Annotated in this window: 14 protein-coding genes; 8 read left to right on the forward strand and 6 right to left on the reverse strand. The window is 60.0% G+C overall.

Features of this window, described 5'->3' with window-relative positions:
* Nucleotides 1–65 precede the first annotated feature (65 nt).
* Nucleotides 66–1,886 carry a Ppx/GppA family phosphatase gene (locus K8U03_13580; GenBank protein ID MCE9605922.1) on the reverse strand — a complete coding sequence of 607 codons (1,821 nt, stop codon included), beginning with the start codon at nt 1,884–1,886 and terminating at the stop codon, nt 66–68.
* Nucleotides 1,887–2,121: 235 nt separating this feature from the next.
* On the opposite strand from K8U03_13580, the gene K8U03_13585 reads away from it, so the two are divergent.
* From K8U03_13585 to K8U03_13600, 4 genes are all read left to right on the forward strand, one after another.
* Entirely contained in the window at nt 2,122–3,087 is a 966-nt protein-coding gene (locus tag K8U03_13585) for a bifunctional riboflavin kinase/FAD synthetase (protein MCE9605923.1), read from the forward strand.
* A 43-nt stretch (nt 3,088–3,130) separates the two neighbouring features.
* A complete protein-coding gene (locus tag K8U03_13590; GenBank protein MCE9605924.1) occupies nt 3,131–4,111 on the forward strand; it encodes a DHH family phosphoesterase in 981 nt (326 codons plus the stop codon).
* A gap of 284 nt (nt 4,112–4,395) precedes the next feature.
* Nucleotides 4,396–4,968, forward strand: coding sequence for a Rieske 2Fe-2S domain-containing protein (locus K8U03_13595; protein MCE9605925.1), 573 nt, complete (start codon nt 4,396–4,398; stop codon nt 4,966–4,968).
* A complete protein-coding gene (locus tag K8U03_13600) occupies nt 4,965–6,998 on the forward strand; it encodes a cytochrome b N-terminal domain-containing protein (protein ID MCE9605926.1) in 2,034 nt (677 codons plus the stop codon). Before K8U03_13595 ends, K8U03_13600 begins: the two co-directional genes overlap by 4 nt.
* Nucleotides 6,999–7,041: 43 nt before the next feature.
* Here the strand turns inward: K8U03_13600 and rnhA are convergent, their stop codons facing one another.
* From rnhA to priA, 3 genes are all read right to left on the reverse strand, one after another.
* The gene (rnhA, locus tag K8U03_13605; GenBank protein MCE9605927.1) at nt 7,042–7,521 is read right to left on the reverse strand and encodes a ribonuclease HI; all 480 of its coding nucleotides are present in this window, start codon (nt 7,519–7,521) and stop codon (nt 7,042–7,044) included.
* A gap of 84 nt (nt 7,522–7,605) precedes the next feature.
* Entirely contained in the window at nt 7,606–9,381 is a 1,776-nt protein-coding gene (locus K8U03_13610) for a HAMP domain-containing protein (protein MCE9605928.1), read from the reverse strand.
* Nucleotides 9,382–9,508: 127 nt separating this feature from the next.
* Nucleotides 9,509–11,809: a primosomal protein N' gene (gene priA / locus K8U03_13615; GenBank protein ID MCE9605929.1), complete on the reverse strand. Its 2,301-nt coding sequence runs from the start codon at nt 11,807–11,809 to the stop codon at nt 9,509–9,511.
* Between the two features lie 147 nt (nt 11,810–11,956).
* Here priA and nadD point away from each other — a divergent pair, with 147 nt between their 5' ends.
* Together nadD and K8U03_13625 are read left to right on the forward strand one after the other, a co-directional pair.
* Nucleotides 11,957–12,586 (forward strand): nicotinate-nucleotide adenylyltransferase, encoded by a 630-nt coding sequence (nadD, locus tag K8U03_13620; GenBank protein MCE9605930.1) that lies wholly within the window; start codon nt 11,957–11,959, stop codon nt 12,584–12,586.
* A 130-nt stretch (nt 12,587–12,716) separates the two neighbouring features.
* Nucleotides 12,717–12,980: a hypothetical protein gene (locus K8U03_13625; GenBank protein MCE9605931.1), complete on the forward strand. Its 264-nt coding sequence runs from the start codon at nt 12,717–12,719 to the stop codon at nt 12,978–12,980.
* A 12-nt stretch (nt 12,981–12,992) separates the two neighbouring features.
* Here K8U03_13625 and K8U03_13630 read toward each other — a convergent pair whose 3' ends face one another.
* Nucleotides 12,993–13,253 (reverse strand): hypothetical protein, encoded by a 261-nt coding sequence (locus K8U03_13630; GenBank protein ID MCE9605932.1) that lies wholly within the window; start codon nt 13,251–13,253, stop codon nt 12,993–12,995.
* Nucleotides 13,254–13,526: 273 nt separating this feature from the next.
* On the opposite strand from K8U03_13630, the gene K8U03_13635 reads away from it, so the two are divergent.
* The gene (locus tag K8U03_13635; GenBank protein MCE9605933.1) at nt 13,527–14,363 is read left to right on the forward strand and encodes an ATP-binding protein; all 837 of its coding nucleotides are present in this window, start codon (nt 13,527–13,529) and stop codon (nt 14,361–14,363) included.
* Nucleotides 14,364–14,372: 9 nt separating this feature from the next.
* Here the strand turns inward: K8U03_13635 and K8U03_13640 are convergent, their stop codons facing one another.
* On the reverse strand, nt 14,373–15,122 hold the full coding sequence (locus K8U03_13640; GenBank protein ID MCE9605934.1) for a hypothetical protein: 750 nt from the start codon (nt 15,120–15,122) through the stop codon (nt 14,373–14,375).
* A 232-nt stretch (nt 15,123–15,354) separates the two neighbouring features.
* Here K8U03_13640 and K8U03_13645 point away from each other — a divergent pair, with 232 nt between their 5' ends.
* Nucleotides 15,355–17,661 (forward strand): VWA domain-containing protein, encoded by a 2,307-nt coding sequence (locus K8U03_13645; GenBank protein ID MCE9605935.1) that lies wholly within the window; start codon nt 15,355–15,357, stop codon nt 17,659–17,661.
* Nucleotides 17,662–17,711: the final 50 nt, after the last annotated feature.

Genomic DNA, 17,711 nt, shown 5'->3' on the forward strand with positions numbered 1-17,711 from the left:
GCCAGGAAGAACAACCGATATTAATCGAACGAAAGATTCGGTTCGGCGAGAGGTGCCCAGCCTTTTTAAGTTCCTTTCGCCTTTCGCTTGGAAGACTTTAATCCTCGCGGCTTTGCGCTTTTCGCCGGCGACGCGGAAGCCGCAGGTTCTGCAGTCGAATCAGTTACGGGAATGACGGGTGCGTCACTTTGTCGGACCTCGTGCTGAGGGTCGAGTTCCGTATCCGGCGTCGGCGTCGTGCTTGGTGTCGGGGCGTTCGGCCCGTCCGTCGTCGTCGATGGGCTTGCAGCTACCTTTCCGGATGCCGGACGATTCGGATCGTGCCAATCGATCGTGAGCGTCGTGGCGAATGCTTTCTCGAATAGTTCGGTGCGGCGCTGCGCGGCCCAAATATCGACGTCCGGGTTTTCATTCGCGAACACATGCAGCGCGAGCGCCGAGTCTTGGCCTGCGAGTTGAATCGCTTGCACATTGCGGCTGTTGCTCCGATCTAAGCCGCCGGCGATGCGCAAGATGCCCGCGAGTTTGCGAACGCGCTTGCGATCTTCTTTCGCCAGTCGGCGGAAGTGCCCATGCTTCTTTTTCGGCAGGCCACCGCGATGGTAGCGGGCCACGTTGGCGATGAGTTCGAGATCGTGCGGCGAAAAGCCGGCGAGTCGGCTATTGAGAATCAGATGGTAGCTGTGTTTATGATGCTGATCGTAATTGATCAGATAGCCGACGTCTTGCAGCCGCGCGGCGGCTTCCAGTATCGGGCGGTCTTTCGTCGTGAGATCGAAGCGGCCGATCAATTGCGAGAGCATCATGCCCGCGAGCTTCGATACTTGGCGTCCGTGCTCGATATCGGTCCGACAGCTTACGGCGAATCGCTCGATCGCCGCTTCTTGATCGTGCGGGTTCTCGCTCGGTCGACCGAGCGAACGGTCGATCATCGTCAGTAACAAACCATCGCGAACGCCACGGTCGTGGATCTGTACGCGGTTGACTTGGAAGTGCTGCATCAAACGATCGATGATGATGACGCCGGCCGGAATGATATCGGCCCGATCCGGGCTCAGGCCCGGCATGTTCTTTCGCGCGCGGAGCGGCATCTTGCGGAGTCGATCGGCCAAATGGCTTACTTCGGCGCGGGTCACTTCGTAGCCGCGCACGTTGGAAAGGGTCTGCCCCTTCGCCGCCGCGACCATTTCGGCCAACGAGGTGAAGGTGCCGCCCGAGCCGATGAGCAGATGGGGCCGTAAGATTGCGTGCTTCGTACGGCGGCGGAGTTCTCGATCGATCCAAGCCGACATGCGGGAGTATTCGTCATCGATCAGGCCGTCGGCGTTCGCGAACATTTCCGTAAGCCGAACCGCTCCCAGCGGCGTCGTGCAAACCGCTTCGACGATGTTGCCCGATGAGAGAATGATCTCGGTGCTGCCGCCGCCGATATCGGCGATCGCAGCGTCGATTCCTTCGAGCTTGAAACCGCGTGCGACGCTGAAGAACGCGAGATGCGCTTCTTGCTCCGCGGAGATTACTTCGATATCGAGACCGACCTCATTCTTGATCCGCTTGCGAAACTCTTCACCGTCTTCCGCCTCGCGCACGGCGCAGGTGGCGATGACGCGCAGTTCTTGTACTTGCGAACCTTCGGCGATGCGCTTCATGCGCGCCAACGCCGAGACGGCGCGTTCGACCGCTTCGGGATCGAGCTTGCCCGTCGAGCTGAGCTTCCCTGCGAGTCGCGTCGTTTCCTTTTCTTCGTCGATCACGCGGTAGTTGCCGTCGCGCAGCGCCTCGGCCACGATGAGGCGCAAACTGTTCGAGCCGATATCGATCGCCGCTAAGCGATGCGACAAATCGGGCGAAAGAAGGATTTGTTGTTGGTCGGGGGAGCGAGTCATGTGGGGGCGATGAATTTTGCGGGAACGTGCGAAGATCGAGTCGGGAACCTGCATTCCGAAGGGCGTATGCATAGCATAACAGACGATTCGCTTGCAGGTGGGGCCGTTCGGTCGAGCGGTCGCTGCGAGACTCGTGCAGCGGTTGACCGCCTCTCGGAGATGGTGATAATTTCGGGTTGCTACGTCGCCGATCGTGAGAATTGCATGAGCTTTTCTCAGGGGAGAAACGAACGAAGTGAAATTGCTCCGCAACCTCGACGAACTTTCGACCGATCTGCGGGGCGGAGCGGTGTCGGTCGGCAACTTCGACGGCGTGCATCGGGGGCATGCTCGTCTTGCGCAGAACTTACGCGAGCAAGCGCAACGGCTCGGCGGCCCGGCGGTCGTATTCACGTTCGATCCGCATCCGGCGTGGATCCTCCGCCCGCGATCGGCGCCGATGCCGCTCACTTGGCTCGATCGCAAAGTTCAGCTTTTGGCCGAGCTCGGCATCGATGCCGTGGTCGCGTACCCGACCGACGAGGCGTTGCTCGGGCTCACGGCGCGCGAGTTCTTCGATCGAATCTTATGCGATGCGCTGGGGGCTCGGGCCCTGATCGAAGGGGCCAACTTCTGCTTCGGTCACGACCGCACCGGGACGATCGACGTCCTCGCGCAGTTCGCCGCCGAAGCGGGGATCGCGCTCGACGTCGTCGATCCGGTGTTGCTCGATGGGGAGGTGGTGTCGAGTTCGCGCGTTCGGCGCTTGGTGTCGACGGGTAAAGTCGACGAAGCCGGCCGGTTGCTGACTCGCCCTTATCGGATTCGCGGCCTCGTCCGGCATGGCGCAGCGCGCGGCGCGAAGCTCGGTTTCCCGACCGCCAACGTCGACGGCGTCGATACGCTCGTCCCTGGGCCGGGTGTGTACGCGGGACGAGCGATCGTCGGGACCGAGGCGTGGCCGGCGGCGATCAACATCGGGCCCAATCCCACCTTCGGCGAGCAAGCGGTGAAGATCGAAGTTCATCTCATCGGCTTTCACGGCAATCTTTACGGTACGCTTTTGGAAGTCGATTTTCTTGCGCCGCTGCGCGAAGTAAAAAAGTTCGACGGCGTCGAGGTATTGAAGGCTCAATTGCAAAGAGACATCGCCCGGACGAAAGAGTTGGTCGCCGCGGCCGCCGATCGGTTTGCGACACCGCTCGACGACACGGCTCGGTAGAAATCTTGCTTCGTTTCAAACCCTTCACGGTTTCGGCAACACAATGATTAATTGGTCACGCTTCGTAGAAGTCGTTCGTACGTCGAAAAGCTTCTTGCTCGTCAGCCACATTCGGCCCGATTGCGATGCGCTGGGGAGCGAGTTGGGGATGTGCGGCGTACTGGAAGCGCTCGGCAAGGAAGTCGTGATCTGTAACGGGCAAGCCACGCCGCCGAATCTGGCGTTCATCGATCCCGCCAAGAAGATTCGCGCTCTCGGAGTCGATCGCACGATCGAGCAGTTGCAATCGATCGACACGATCATGATTCTCGATACGAGCGCCTGGGCGCAGCTCGGGCCGATGTCCGACGTCATTCGGGCAAGCACGGCGAAGAAGATCGTGCTCGACCATCACATGAGCGAAGACGATCTGGGAGCGGAGCCGTTCAAAGACGTCACGGCCGAAGCAACCGGTCGGCTGGTGTACGACGCGGCGCGCGAGCTCGGCGTGAAACTAACACCGGAGATCGCGATGCCGTTGTTCGCAGCCGTGGCGACCGACACCGGTTGGTTCCGCTTCGGTTCGACTTCTTCGCTCACGCTGGATTGCGCGTCGGCATTGATCACGGCCGGCGCACGGCCGGCGCAAATCTACGGTTGGCTATATGAGCAAATGACCTTGGCGAAGCTCCAACTGCAAGGGCGAACGCTCGCCGCAACGACGGCCGAACTGGGAGGCCGACTCGTGCATACACGCATCCTCCGCGAAGACTTCGACGCGACCGGGGCTCTTCCTTCGGACACGGAAGACCTGATTAACCTGACGCTCCAAGTCGCCGGCACCGAGGCGGCTGTGATTCTCGTCGAACAAGCGAGCGGCGATTTTAAGGTGAGTTTCCGAAGTCGCGGGAAGGTCGATTGCAGCAAGGTTTCGGAGCAGTTCGGCGGCGGCGGTCATAAGGCCGCGGCCGGAGCAACCGTGCGTGGTCCGTTCGAAACTGCGCAAGCCAAAGTGCTTGACGCCGTGAAAGCGGCGATGCGATAATTTCACCCAGGCGATCGAAGGTTGCCGTCTCTACGGACTCGCGCTGCGAGAACCCTCGACGGACATGCCGCGATCGCCTAAAATTCCCGCCGCGTACGATTCCCGCCACCGCTTCATGTCCGCCGTATCGCTTCTCTTTTTCCGCCGTGCATTGCCGTAGGGTTGCTCTGATTCGGCTTACTCGAAGTTGAGTAACCGCGTATCGCGTTTCATCGCTAATATCGATCGAGGAATGAGCCGTGGACGATAAAAAATCGCCGTCCGGATCCACCAAACCGTCGCACATGTCGACCGCCGGCGAGCCGCCGCGGCGCAGCTTTCTGATGGAGTTCTTCGCGGCGGCGATCGGCGGCGTCGTAGGTCTCGTGCCGTTGGCTGCCGGTGCGCTCGTCTATTTCGATCCCTTGCGGCGGAAGAAGCCCGCCGCTTCCGCCGTGCCGATCACATCGCTGGATGCCATCCCTGATGCGACGAACGGCGACGCGCTGATCGGCATCTATAAGATTTCGGCCAATCGCCAAGACGCTTGGAACCTGTATCCCAACGAGCCGATCGGCTCCGTCTACCTGGTCGTTCCCAAAGGAACGAAAGAAGTGAAAGCGCTGAATGCGACTTGTCCGCATCTCGGCTGCTTCGTCGACGTCAACCAAAGCGAAGGGGGCTACAGTTTCCTGTGCCCTTGCCATACGAGTGCGTTTCACGGCGACGGCAGCCGCATCATGCCGTGCGTATCGCCTCGCGATATGGACGAGCTCGTTTGCAAGACCGAGCCTAATTCCGACAAAAGCGGCTACGACGTCAGTGTCGTCTTTCAGAACTTTCAGCCCGGTTTGGCCAAGAAGACCCCTAAGACATGAACTCGCTATACCGTTGGGTGGAAGATCGGACCGGCATCACGGCCTTGTTGCACGAGGCGCTGTTCGAGCGCGTGCCGGGCGGAGCGCGTTGGCGCTACGTCTGGGGCAGCACGCTCGTTTTCGCGTTCGCCGTGCAGATGATCACCGGGCTGTTTCTCTGGATGGCGTATAGCCCCAGCAGTCAAACGGCCTGGGAAAGCGTCTACTACATCCAGCACGATATGCAGTTCGGCTGGCTCTTGCGCGGCCTGCACCACTACATGGCCCAGACGATGGTCGTGTTGCTGGTGTTGCACTTGTTTCAAGTCGTCATCGACGGGGCTTACCGCGCGCCGCGCGAGTTTAATTTCTGGCTCGGCTTGATCCTGATGCAGATCGTGCTCGGGCTGGCGCTGACGGGCTACTTGCTCCCTTGGGATCAGCGCGGCTATTGGTCGACCGGCGTGGCGACGAGCTTGATGAGCTTGGTGCCGTTCGTCGGCGAGCAGACGCAAAAGCTCGTGGTCGGCGGCAGCGATTACGGCCATCACACGCTCACGCGCTTCTTCGCGTTGCATGCCGGCGTGCTGCCGGCGCTTTTGGTCGGTTTCCTGGTGTTGCACGTTGCGATTTTCCGCAAACACGGCATTCACCCTAAGACGCTGAACCCGAAGAAAGATTGTTACTTTTGGCCCGACCAAGTGCTGAAAGATGCCGTCGCTTGCTTGGCCGTGTTGCTGGTGGTGTTGTTCTGCATTTTCATGCCGGTGATCTTCGGGCATGTCGACATCGAGACCGCCAAGGCAAACCCAGGCGCGAATCTCGGGGCCCATCTGACGGCGCCGGCCGATCCCTCGAACAAGTTTTCCGCCGCCCGACCGGAATGGTATTTCCTGTTCTTGTTTCAGTTTTTGAAGTTCTTCCACGGCGAAGATATGGAGCGCATCGGCGCTTTGTATATTCCCGGCGCAGTGATGGGCTTTTTGTTTTTGATGCCGATCCTCGGTCATTGGAAGCTCGGACACCGATTCAACATCCTATTCCTCTTCGTGTTGATGGGGGGCGCCGGCTTCCTTACCGCGCAGGCCTGGTTCGACGACAACATGGCCGGCGTGAATCGACACGCGAACTTCCTGCCCGGCTTCGAGAAGACACAGGAGAAGCTCGAAGCCTCCAAAGGTTATCTCAGTGCCGTGCGCGATGCCGACGAAGAAGCACATCGGGCCGTGGAGCTAGTGAGCGGACCGCGTGGAATTCCCGCGGCCGGAGCGGTCTCCTTGCTGCGCACCGATGCCAAGACGCAAGGCTATCGACTGTTTCGCGAGAAGTGTTCTTCCTGCCACAATTGGTCGTATAAGAACGACAAGGGAGTTCTGTCCGGAATCATCTCCAAATCGATTTCGGCCCCCAATCTCTACGATTTCGGCTCCTCGGCGTGGATCGCAGGCGTCTTGAATCCGGAGCGGATCGACATGGCTGACTACTTCGGCCTGACCGCGCACGGCACGAAGGGAACCGCCGAGCGGAAGGCCAAGGCACTCGCCGCCAAGAAAGAGCCGCCGAGCGACGAAAGTATGGTCGCCTGGGTAAACGAAAACTATTCGACCCAAGGCAAGGATAAAGCCGAGCAAGAACGGATTGCAAACGAAGTGCGCGCCGTTTCCGCAGCCTTGGCCGCCGAGGCCGGCATCGAGGGTCGGATGCTCGTCGAGACGAAAGACTTGTCGAGTGCGCAGCTCAAGGCGCTGTTGGAACAAGGGCGTAAGGTGCTCGCGTCCGACGATGCGTGTGCCGCGTGCCACAAGTTCGGCAGCGCCGGCGGACTCGGAACCGCTCCCGACCTGACCGGCTACGGCTCGAAGGAATGGTTGCGCGAGTTGATCGCCAACCCTGCGCACGAGCGCTTCTATGCCGATCAAAACGACCGGATGCCGGCGTTCGCGAAAGATCGGGCGAACCCGAAGAACAACCAACTCACGCCGCAAGAGCTCGACATGCTCGTCGATTGGCTGCGCGGCGATTGGTACAAGAAGAGCCGCGCCGGCGAATGAGCGCGGCACGGCATGCGGAGATGAATGAGCGCGCGGTGAGCGCCTAGCGGCGGAGAAACTTCTGATACGCCGCTACGGCCAATTCGTCGCAGCGGTCGTTCTCCGGATGTCCACTATGGCCGGCAACGCGCGTGTATTTGACGAAGTGTTCGTTGTAGAGCGCGTCGAGGAGTTTCCAGAGGTCGACGTTCTTCACCTCTTTCCAACTCGTACCCTCTTTGCGTCGCCAGCCGTTCGACTTCCATTTCGGCATCCATTCGCTCAACCCTTTGCCGACGTAAACGCTATCGGTCATCAGTTCGACATGCGTCGGCCGTTTGAGCGTCTTCAAGCCTTCGACGACCGCTTGGAGCTCCATGCGGTTGTTGGTCGTTTCGGCTTCTCCGCCTGATTGTTCGATCTTCTTGCCCGAGGCAGGGTGGATCAGGATGAAGGCCCAACCGCCGGGGCCGGGATTGCCGCTGCAACCGCCGTCGGTATAGAGAATCACTTCCGGTTTGGGATCGGCGTCGGCAGCAGGCATAAGCGAAAGATCCGCGAGAGGAGAACGGCGAGGCGTCGCCACGATCTTGCTTATGCAAGCGATGAAGCGGACGCTCGGCGATTCTTACGGATCGCCGATGCCGAGGGAAGGGGAGGGGGCGATCGAATGCGCGGGGCCGGAAGCTCCGTTGGAAACGGCATCCTCACGCGCCATTGCTTCCAGCGTTAGGCCGTCGATCGAGTCGCCGAGCGTCGGGCCGTGGCGAGGGTCGCGATAGCGCCACGGCAGGCGCGCCGTGAACTCACTGCCTTTGCCGAGTTCGCTATGCAGCGTGATTTCACCGCCGAGCAACTTGCAAAGTTCCTTCACGATCGAAAGTCCTAAACCGGTGCCGGAATACTCGCGGGTCATCGCATCGCCCGCGGACGAGATCGTGGTGCCTTGGCGAAACTTCTCGAAAATCGCCGCTTGGTCCGACTCCGCGATGCCGACCCCCGTATCGGTGACGACCATCTCGAGCATGCCGTCGCCGCTGCGCCGCGCCACGACGTGAATCCGCCCTCCTTCGGGCGTGAACTTAATCGCGTTCGACAGCAAGTTGTTCAACACCTGCTGGAGCTTGTTCTGATCTTGATAGAGGGGCTCGTCGGTTGCGGCGATGTCGACGTTGAGATCGATGTTCTTCTTTTCGCTCAACGGGCGAACCGAATCGCACTGGGCGCTCACGACGTGCGCGATCGGAAACTCCGTGAGTCGAAGCTCCATCTTGCCGCTCTCGATCTTCGCAAGGTCGAGAATGTCGTTAATCATGTCGAGCAGCACCTTGCCCGACTTTTGAATGTTGACGACATAACGCTTCTGCTTATCGTCGAGCGAGGCGATCGAGCCGAGCACTTCGCTGAAGCCGATGATGCTATTGAGCGGCGTGCGCAATTCGTGGCTCATCGTGGCAAGGAAGTCGCTCTTGAGGCGATTGAGCTCGAACAACCGCATGTTGAGCTGCGCGAGTTCGTCGACCTTGGCGTCGAGCGTTTCGTTGGTTTTGCGGATTTCATGCTGCGTATCGACCAAATGCCGCAACATGCGGTTGAATGCCGTCGCGAGGGCTTCGAATTCGTCACCGGTGTGAATGTCGGCTCGTTGCGTGATGTTGCCCAAGCTGATTTCGTCGCTGACGTCGCGCAAGTGCTTGAGCGGCTTCACGATCACATACCGCACGATCACCCACGATGCGACCATCGCCAGAAACACGGTGACGATGGCGCAAGCCAACAACACGGCGCGGTTCTCGTTCACCTTCCGCTGGGTCGAGCTGTTCTCGATGCTGATCTTCGCGACGGCCAGCAGGTCGCCGTCGAAGAGTTCGCGTGTCGGGTCGAGTGCGCGATGACAGCCGACGCAACTCTGCGCGGCATACACCGCTTGAAAGTATTCGTATCGCCGGCCCCCGTCGACGAAGCGCTGTTCCTTAATGACCTTCTTTTCATCGTCGGGCAGAGCTGTATTCGCCTTGGTCGCGTCGATCGTGAGTCCTTGAACCGCTTGGCGAAGGAACGCTCGCTCGAATTCGTCGACCTGTTGATCCCCCTTCGCCACCTTGTCGGGCCGAATGAAACTCTGGTCGAACTTGTTCACTTGCCAAGTCTTGCTCAGGTCGCGGATGACCGGCTTGAAGTCTTCATTCGCTTCCATCTTCTCCCAGTGAACGAGAGCCAAGATCGTGTCGACGAGCAGCCGGCCCCGGGTCGGATTCTCTTGATAAACGAGATCTTCCGTGCGTCGGCCGTAGACGAAGAAGCTCGCCGCGATGAGCACGAGCAAGCTGGCGCCGAACAAGAAGCGGCACTTCCGCTCCAAGCTCGTTTCGCCGAGAACCCGTTTGAAGGAGCGATAACTCATGGCGGCATTCTAAATACTGCGCGGGGAATACGGAATGCTGAATGCCCGTCGGGAACCACGGTCTGCGAAGCTCAGGCGACCGCGAAATCCGCCGTTTCCGAGCCGCCGGCGGTAGCGGAATCGCCGGTTAGAGCATGTCCAACGGGTCGACGTCGACGATCCATTGCACATCGTCGGGCGGGGCGAGTTTCGGCAACACCCGCTTGATCGCGGCGTGCAGGGCTGGGCCGTCTTCGGATTGAACCTGGAGATGAAATCGATGCAGCCCGCGCAACCGGGCGATCGGAGCGGGGGCCGGACCGAGCAGACGAGCCCCGATTCGGTCGGTCTCGAACGCCTCTTGCAGCAGCTTGGCGAAATGCAGAGCGAACTCCTTCGCCACAGGTTCTCGCGGCCCGCGCACCACCATGCGCACCATGCTCGTAAACGGCGGGTAGGACCACGCTTTTCGGTTCGCTAATTCCTCTTCGGCGAACAGCCGGTAGTCGTGTCGTGCCGCGGCGCGAATCGCCGGATGATCGGGACTCAGAGTTTGCACCAGCACCCGACCGCCGCGCTCGCCGCGCCCCGTCCGCCCGGCAACTTGCACCAACAGATGGAACGTCCGTTCCGCGGCGCGAAAGTCGGGCAGGTGCAACGCCGTGTCAGAATTGACGACGCCGACCAACGTGACGTTCGGGAAGTCGAGACCTTTGGCGATCATCTGCGTGCCGACCAAGATCTGCGCCTCGCCGTCGCGAAACCGGCCGAGCGCCTTCTCATGGCTCCCGGGCTTCTGCATGCTGTCGGTATCCATCCGTAGACATTGGTAGTCGGCGAATCGCGAGCGGACTTCCGCTTCCAACTTCTCCGTGCCGTAACCGCCGAAGCGAATCTCGGGGCTATGGCAACTCGGGCAGTTGCGCGGCGTCGGGATTTCGTAATCGCAATAATGACACAAGGCCTGATCGAGTCGGCGATGATGCGTCAGCGAGATGTCGCAATTCGGGCACTTGAGCGGCTCGCCGCACGTCGGGCATTGGATGTGCGTGGAGTAGCCGCGGCGATTAAGCAGCAGGATCACTTGGCCGTCGTCGCGCAATGCCTGATCCATTGCGCTGCGCAACGGTCGGCTGATCGCCCCGCGGTAGCCGTGCTCTTGCGATTCGTGGCGCAGGTCGACCGTCAACACGTCGGGCAACGGCCGGTTGTAGACACGGCGCGGCATCTCGACGAGTTGGAACTCCCCAAGCTTGGCCCGATAGTAAGTCTCGAGCGACGGCGTCGCCGAGCCGAGCACGAGCGGTACGTTCTCCGACTTCGCCCGAAACAGCGCCACATCGCGGGCATGATAACGCGGAGCGGTCTCTTGCTTGAAGGTCGATTCATGTTCTTCGTCGAGCACGATCAGCCCGAGATGGGGAGTCGGCGCGAAGACGGCACTTCTTGCTCCGACGACCACCGACACTTCTCCGCGTGAGATGCGCTGCCAATGGGCATGCCGTTCCGCGTTCGTCAGATGGCTGTGCAGCACGGCAACGTTGCCGAAGCGGGCACGAAAACGCTCGCGGACTTGCGGCGTCAGGCTGATCTCGGGCACTAGCACGATCGCTTGTCGCCCGTAAGAGACGACCTCTTGAATCGCGCGGATATAAACTTCCGTCTTGCCGCTGCCGGTGATGCCGTGCAGTAGGATCGTCTCATGTTTCGAGGCGCGGAGCGGCGCGAGGATCGAGTCGAGCGCAAGTTGTTGGTCGTCGTTCAACTCGTGATTTGCTTCTTGCTCAGCAACGGCTTCGCTGACATCAGTCGTGCTCAAGCGAACCGCTTGCGATCGGATCAGGCCGCGACGCCGGAGCGCCGTGATCGGGCCCGCCGTGCAATGCGCCGCGCGGAGCAATTGCTGCAGCGTTAGCGGTTCCGTCGTCGCTTCGAGAATCTCCATGATCTGCAACTGTTTCTTCGGCAACTTCCAATCGGCGAGCTTGCCTCGCTGCTCCGGCGGAAACGAAAGCATCGTCGTAAGACGTGTCCCCGCGGCATCGCGAACGCCGGCCGGCACGACCGATTCGAGTACTTGTCCCCAATCGCAAATATAGTATTCGCTCATCCAACGGGTGAGTTGCATCATCGTCGGTCGCAGCAGCGGCACGTCGTCGACAAGCTCGGCGATCTCTTTCAATCGCCGCGTGCCGATCGGTTTCGTTTCGACACGCACGCAGTAGCCTTGCGCCTGACGATCGCCTCGCCCGAACGGAACGCTTACGCGGCAGCCCGCCTGAAGCGTCGCCAGGAGAGCGTCGGGCACGATGTAATCGAATTCTTGCGCCGGCCCGGTCGGGAAAACGATCGTCGCGATGGTGCGCAGCTCGATGTCGTCGGCCTCCCACGGAGCTTCGTCGAAGAGGCTCTGTTGGCTGCGCTGCGGGTTGCGATCGGACGAGGTCATGCGGACGGCGACGGGGTTCGGTTCTTGCCCGGCGAGGGGCGCGGCGATTACGATTGAGGCTGTTCGACTTTTCTTCTCTCTCATTATCTCGCAAGCCGCCTCCAGCGGAAGGCTCGCGACCGTAACGCTTGTAAACGGCGGCGATCCATGCGAATCGGCATCTTCGGCGGGACTTTCGATCCGATCCATTACGGACATTTGCTGCTGGCGGAATCGTGTCGCGAACAATGCCGGCTCGACGAAGTCTGGTTCGTGCCGGCCGCGATTCCTCCGCATAAGCGCGAGCAATACCTAAGCTCGCCGGCGGCCCGTCTGCAGATGCTGCACCTCGCGATCGACGGCAACGAAGCGTTTCGCGTGAGCGAGATCGAGCTGCAACGCGACGGCATCAGCTATACCGTCGACACGCTCGCGGAAATCAAACGGCAACGGCCCGACGCGGAATTGTTTTTATGCGTCGGAGCCGACACGTTGCACGACTTGCCGACCTGGCGCGAGCCCGAGCGTGTGTGCGCGCTGGCCGTGCCGATTGCGGTCTGTAGGCCCGGCTCGGGCGAGCCGAACTACGAAGCGATCGCAACACTTGTCTCGCCCGAACGCTTGGCGCTGATTCGAGCGCACCGAGTCGACATGCCGCCGATCGGAATCAGCAGCCGCGATTTAAGAAGCCGGGCTGCCGAAGGACGAAGCCTGCGATATCAAACGCCGCGAGCCGTCGAGAAGTATAGCGAGACGCACGGACTTTATCGACACGATACGCGACAAACCTCCCCGTAGGTGTAGAATCATTCGCGGGGTGTTCTTCGTTTGGAATTAAGGTATGCGCCTACCGACCGTTCAAGCTGTCGAACGAAGAATGAACGCCGTCGGCAATGCTCTTCGTTACGGCTTAAGGTTCGTAACTCCCGTGGCGATCGTCTTCCTTTGCTTGACGCTCTTGCTGAAACGATACCGATTCGCTTACGACCATGAGTATCGCGGATCGCCGTTTCCCTATCTCGCTGCGATGGAGTTTACCGGCTGGCTCACCACGCTGGGGTTGGCGATGTGTCTCGTCGCGGCGCTATGCACCGTCGATGAGAATCTTCGTCGTCGCCGACCCATTCGGTGGCATCTTCTGGTGATCGGAATCGTCTTCATGAGCCTGATGTCGATATCAACGATCGACTGAATTTAGAGCGACTTAAGCCGCGCGGCGTGCATACACCAGCCGGTTCAGCTCCGGTGCTAGCTGCAAGGTTGCGAGCTTCGGGTCGGCGCGTAGCAGTTCCAGCACTTGGTGCAGTTGCTCGAGTGGGGCTTGCGAGATGTCGAGGAAGAGCCAGCGGCGGCCGTTGAATTCGCAGAGGCCTCCCTTGCCGCCGTCGAGATGCTCGGCCCGAACGCGGTAGCCGAGCCGCTTGATCGCGGCCAGCGCTGCTTCCAGCAGTTCGACGGTATGCATCTTCCAGTGTCTCCAGATTCGCAATTCGAAAAGCGACGCAGACCTAGGTCGACTTCTCGGCGAGGGGGAGGCGAATGATAACGATCTCCGTTTCAGTCCGGAAGGCCGACGTGTCGATACGTCGTATGCATAGAGCTACGGAGAGTTTGCGTTGTGAGGCGACGTCGATCGGGCAGATGGCGAAGGCTCGCTCGAAAGTTGCAATTCGCGGTTCGGCGTGGGCGGCGTTGAATTATCGGATTCGGGTGTTTGGTAAAGGCAGGGGCTTCACGTATGGCGACAGGCGGCAGCGACGAGCAGCGTTGTGCGGAGCAGTTGGCGATCCTCAAAGATCGGCTGGCTCAGGCCCAAAAACTGACGGCGCTCGGGGAACTCATGAGCACGACGACTCATGAATTCAACAACGTCTTGATGACCATCATCAACTACGCCAAGCTCGGCATGCGTCATCAAGACGCGGCAACCGCGGCGAAATCGTTCGACAAGATTCTCACCGCCGCGAACCGCGCGGCTCGAATTACGAACGGCATTCTCGGCTTCGCCCGCAATCGGACCTCGGCCTTCGAAGCAACCGACATGATCAAAGTGATCGACGACACGCTCCTGCTGCTCGAGCGCGAGATGGTGAAGTATCGAGTCAAAGTCGATCGTCGCATCCTTCCCGCTCCGCCGGCGTTGGCGAATACGAACCATATCCAGCAAGTGCTGCTGAATATCTTGATCAACGCCCGCCAAGCGATGCCGCAGGGGGGGCAACTCGTCGTTCAACTCAGTCATGACGAAGCGAACGATACCGTCGATCTCTTGGTGCGCGACAACGGCGCCGGAATGCCGCCGGAAACGTTGCGGCGCATCTTCGAACCGTTCTATACGACGAAGTCGGGTCCTGATGAAAGCGGCAAAGGGGGGACAGGGCTCGGCTTGGCAACCTGCCGCGACATCATCGAAGCGCACCACGGCAAGATTCGGGTCGAAAGCACGGTCGGTAAGGGAACGGCTTTCACGATCAAGCTTCCGGCGTATCACCAAGCAACACTCGCGCCGCTGCCGATCGGTTCCGGTGCCGCACTTCCGGCGATCGATATGACCGCGACCGAGCCCTTGGTGTAACCCGGCTGGTTACTGCAACTGTGTTCCCGGCGGCAATGTTTCGCTAGGGAGTATTGCCGGGCTCGCAGCGCCCGGCGGGATCGTTTCGGCAGGACCGATATTCGATTCGAACTCCATCCCCTCCGGCACCATGATCGGCCCAGGGCCGCCGCCCGGATAAGGACCGAAGCCCCCGGGAGGCCCGAGGCGGTCCATGATTTCATGGAGGATCTTCTGCTCCATCGCCCGATCGCGCCCGAGCGGAATCCAACCGATCGTCGTCGGTTGCACGCCGACCGGATCTTCGACTCGAATGAACGAGGAGTCGGTACGAAAGGTTGCGGAACCGGCGGTGCTTTGGTCCGGCCGAGCCAAGTCTTCCAATTCTTTGTACACGACCACTTCGATCTGAAACACATCCGGCGCCGGAATCACTTGCACCATGGCCCGACGTCGCAAAGTTTGCAGCGTGCCGTGAAGTCGTTCGTAGCTGTCGGCCGCATCGCCGCGCCACGGTTCGAAATAAGTGGCGCCGGTCTTGGGAGCGGTGTCGATGCGCCCGACTGTAAGAATGGTCCCCGCCTCGCGCACGCGTTGTTCGGTTTGAATGTCGAAGTAGTTGTCGACGACATCGACGATCTGGTCCCAGACGAGATCGCAGCGCGTGGCCGGGATCGCGATCGGGTTGCTCAAGATCGGGCGCTCTTGTTTATGCAGAGCCGCGCAGCCGCCGACGCTTACAAGCGCTCCGACAACGGTGATCGACAGAAGTAGCCGCATGAAGTGGATTCCGGCAGCGGAAAGGGGGCGGCAGTGTGACGTCGCTCCGCTCGGGCGGCAAGACCAATCGCCAATCCCACCCCCGACTTGCGACGAAAGCATCGCTCGCGAGAAAATGACCTCGCAGAGGCCTCGAAGCTCGTTCGGATGTAGGCTGGGAACTTTCTTCGTAGTGCCGGCGTCGAAGACTCAACGGCAAATCACTTCTCGGGGCTTTTGCGGGAGAACGATCATGTGCATTCGACTTATTCGGCGTGGCGGAAGGTTTCTCGGCGCAATGCTAGCGATGACGGCTTTGACGTTCGGAATTGCCTCGTTCGACGCTGCGCCCGCCCAATCGCAAGGTTTGCTCGTCAACACTTCGCCCGATTCCCAGTCGCGGCTTCCCCGCAACGAAGCGATCGCATCGCGACGGCCGAGCTCCTCGATGCCCGTCGATCAGTACAAGATCAAAGAGCTCGAAGTCAACGTGAAGCTGCAAGACCAAGCCGCGACGGTGCAGGTAACGCAGTCGTTCGTGAATACCGGCAGCCGGACGATGGAAGTGGCGTTCGTGTTTCCGTTGCCGCACGATGCCGCCATCGATCGCCTGACCCTCTTGGTCGACGGCAAGGAAATGCCGGGCAAACTGTTCGACAAAGAAGAGGCGCGTCGCCGGTATGAAGAAATCGTGCGGAAGAACCAAGACCCGGCACTGCTCGAATGGCTCGGCGGCGGGATGTTTCAGACGAGCGTGTTTCCCGTCCCGGCCGGTGCCGAGCGGAAGGTGATGATTCGCTATACGCAACTCTGCCGGCAAGAGCAGGGAGTCACCAACTTCTTGTTTCCTCTTTCGACCGCGAAATACTCGACGCATCCCGTGGAGAAAGTCTCCGTAAACATGACGATCGAAAGCGGCGAAGAGATTAAAAGCGTCTACAGCCCGACGCATACGTTGGATCTCAAGCGAGAAAAACATCGGGCCAAGATCTCGTATACGGCGAAGAACGAAGTTCCCTCGTCCGACTTTCGGCTCATGTTCGACGTCGGCCGGGGCAAGGTTTCGGCGCGTGTGTTGAGCTATCGCCCGAACACGAAGGACGACGGCTTCTTCTTGCTGCTTGCCAACCCGCAAATCGAAGACGCCGACACCGAACGGGCTGCGAAAACCGTGGTGTTCGTCGTCGATCGCTCGGGAAGCATGAGTGGCGAGAAAATCAATCAGGCCAAGAACGCCTTGAAATTCGTACTCAGTCGCCTGCGCAAAGGAGATCTGTTCAACATCATCGCCTACGACGACCAAGTGGAATCGTTTCGACCGGAACTGCAAAAGTTCAACGAAGAAAACCACTCGAAGGCGCTCGGCTTCGTTGAATCGATCTATTCCGGCGGAAGCACCAACATCGACGGCGCGCTGACCCTCGCGCTCAAGCAATTGAAAGATTCCGACCGACCGAACTACATGCTGTTTCTTACCGACGGCCTTCCTACGGCCGGCGAAACGAACGAGTCGAAGATCGTCGCCAATGCTCAATTGCACAATGAAGTTCGGGCCCGGATCATCGCGTTCGGCGTCGGTTATGACGTAAACAGCCGCATGCTCGACAAGCTCGTGCGCGCCAACTTCGGGCAGAGCGAGTACGTGCGCCCCAACCAGGATATCGAAGAACAGGTCGCACGCTTGTTCGGCAAGATGGAATCGCCGGTGCTGACCGATGTGAAATTCAACTTCATGCGCGATACGGACTCGGACGAAGCGGTCGTGAACCGGACTTATCCTCGCCAAGCGTTCGATTTATTCGCGGGTGAGCAGCTCGTGATCGTGGGTCGGTATCGCAAGTCGGGCGAGGCAAAGGTGCGCGTCGAAGGTAAAGTCGGCAAGGAAGCGGAGAAATTTTCGTTTCCTGCCGAACTCGCTGCGGCAGGGAGCGATAGTTCCATGTCTTTCATCGAGAAGCTGTGGGCCACACGGCGCATCGGTGAAATCATCGACGAGTTGGACCTCAAGGGTAAGAACGAAGAACTGGTGAAGGAACTCGTGCAACTTTCGACAAGACACGGAATTCTCACTCCCTACACGTCGTTCCTGGCCGATGAGACCACGAATCTTCAAGCAGTTACCCAGAACGCCACCACGGCCGATCGGCAGTTAAGAGTTCTCGAGAGCAACGCCTCGGGCGAGAGCGGCGTCGCCCAGCGGGCCGCTAAGAGCGCGTTCCAATACGCTCCCACCCCCGGCGCGGCAGCGGCACCATCCGCCTCCGGCATCGCCGGTGGAGTCGTCTATCGCGATGCCGCGAAAGATGTGGCGGTCGAAGTGAAATCGGTCCGGAGCATCGGCGATAAGGCGTTCTACCAGCGCGGTGCTCAATGGGTCGATTCGACCGTGACGGACGAGCAAAAAAAGAACGCACGACGCTGCGAGCAATTCAGCCGCGAGTATTTCGACCTCGCCGCCAAGTACGGCACGAAGCTCTCGCAGTATCTCGTCTACGATGAACCGATGCTCGTCAATCTCGACGGCGAGACGTACCTGATCGAGCCGGCTATGGCAAAGTAGCTGCGAAGTAGCAGTAGTCCGTAGTAAGCATTCTCGCGCACCGGTCTCCG

The sequence above is a fragment of the Planctomycetia bacterium genome (assembly GCA_021413845.1).
GTDB lineage: Bacteria > Planctomycetota > Planctomycetia > Pirellulales > PNKZ01 > PNKZ01.

Coding starts and splice junctions, on each gene's coding strand:
- K8U03_13645 (MCE9605935.1), top strand. CDS start 15,355: ATGTGCATTCGACTTATTCGGCGTGGCGGAAGGTTTCTCGGCGCAATG.
- K8U03_13580 (MCE9605922.1), bottom strand. CDS start 1,886: ATGACTCGCTCCCCCGACCAACAACAAATCCTTCTTTCGCCCGATTTG.
- rnhA (MCE9605927.1), bottom strand. CDS start 7,521: ATGCCTGCTGCCGACGCCGATCCCAAACCGGAAGTGATTCTCTATACC.
- K8U03_13640 (MCE9605934.1), bottom strand. CDS start 15,122: ATGCGGCTACTTCTGTCGATCACCGTTGTCGGAGCGCTTGTAAGCGTC.
- K8U03_13610 (MCE9605928.1), bottom strand. CDS start 9,381: ATGAGTTATCGCTCCTTCAAACGGGTTCTCGGCGAAACGAGCTTGGAG.
- K8U03_13630 (MCE9605932.1), bottom strand. CDS start 13,253: ATGCATACCGTCGAACTGCTGGAAGCAGCGCTGGCCGCGATCAAGCGG.
- nadD (MCE9605930.1), top strand. CDS start 11,957: ATGCGAATCGGCATCTTCGGCGGGACTTTCGATCCGATCCATTACGGA.
- K8U03_13595 (MCE9605925.1), top strand. CDS start 4,396: ATGTCGACCGCCGGCGAGCCGCCGCGGCGCAGCTTTCTGATGGAGTTC.
- K8U03_13635 (MCE9605933.1), top strand. CDS start 13,527: ATGGCGACAGGCGGCAGCGACGAGCAGCGTTGTGCGGAGCAGTTGGCG.
- K8U03_13590 (MCE9605924.1), top strand. CDS start 3,131: ATGATTAATTGGTCACGCTTCGTAGAAGTCGTTCGTACGTCGAAAAGC.
- priA (MCE9605929.1), bottom strand. CDS start 11,809: ATGACCTCGTCCGATCGCAACCCGCAGCGCAGCCAACAGAGCCTCTTC.
- K8U03_13600 (MCE9605926.1), top strand. CDS start 4,965: ATGAACTCGCTATACCGTTGGGTGGAAGATCGGACCGGCATCACGGCC.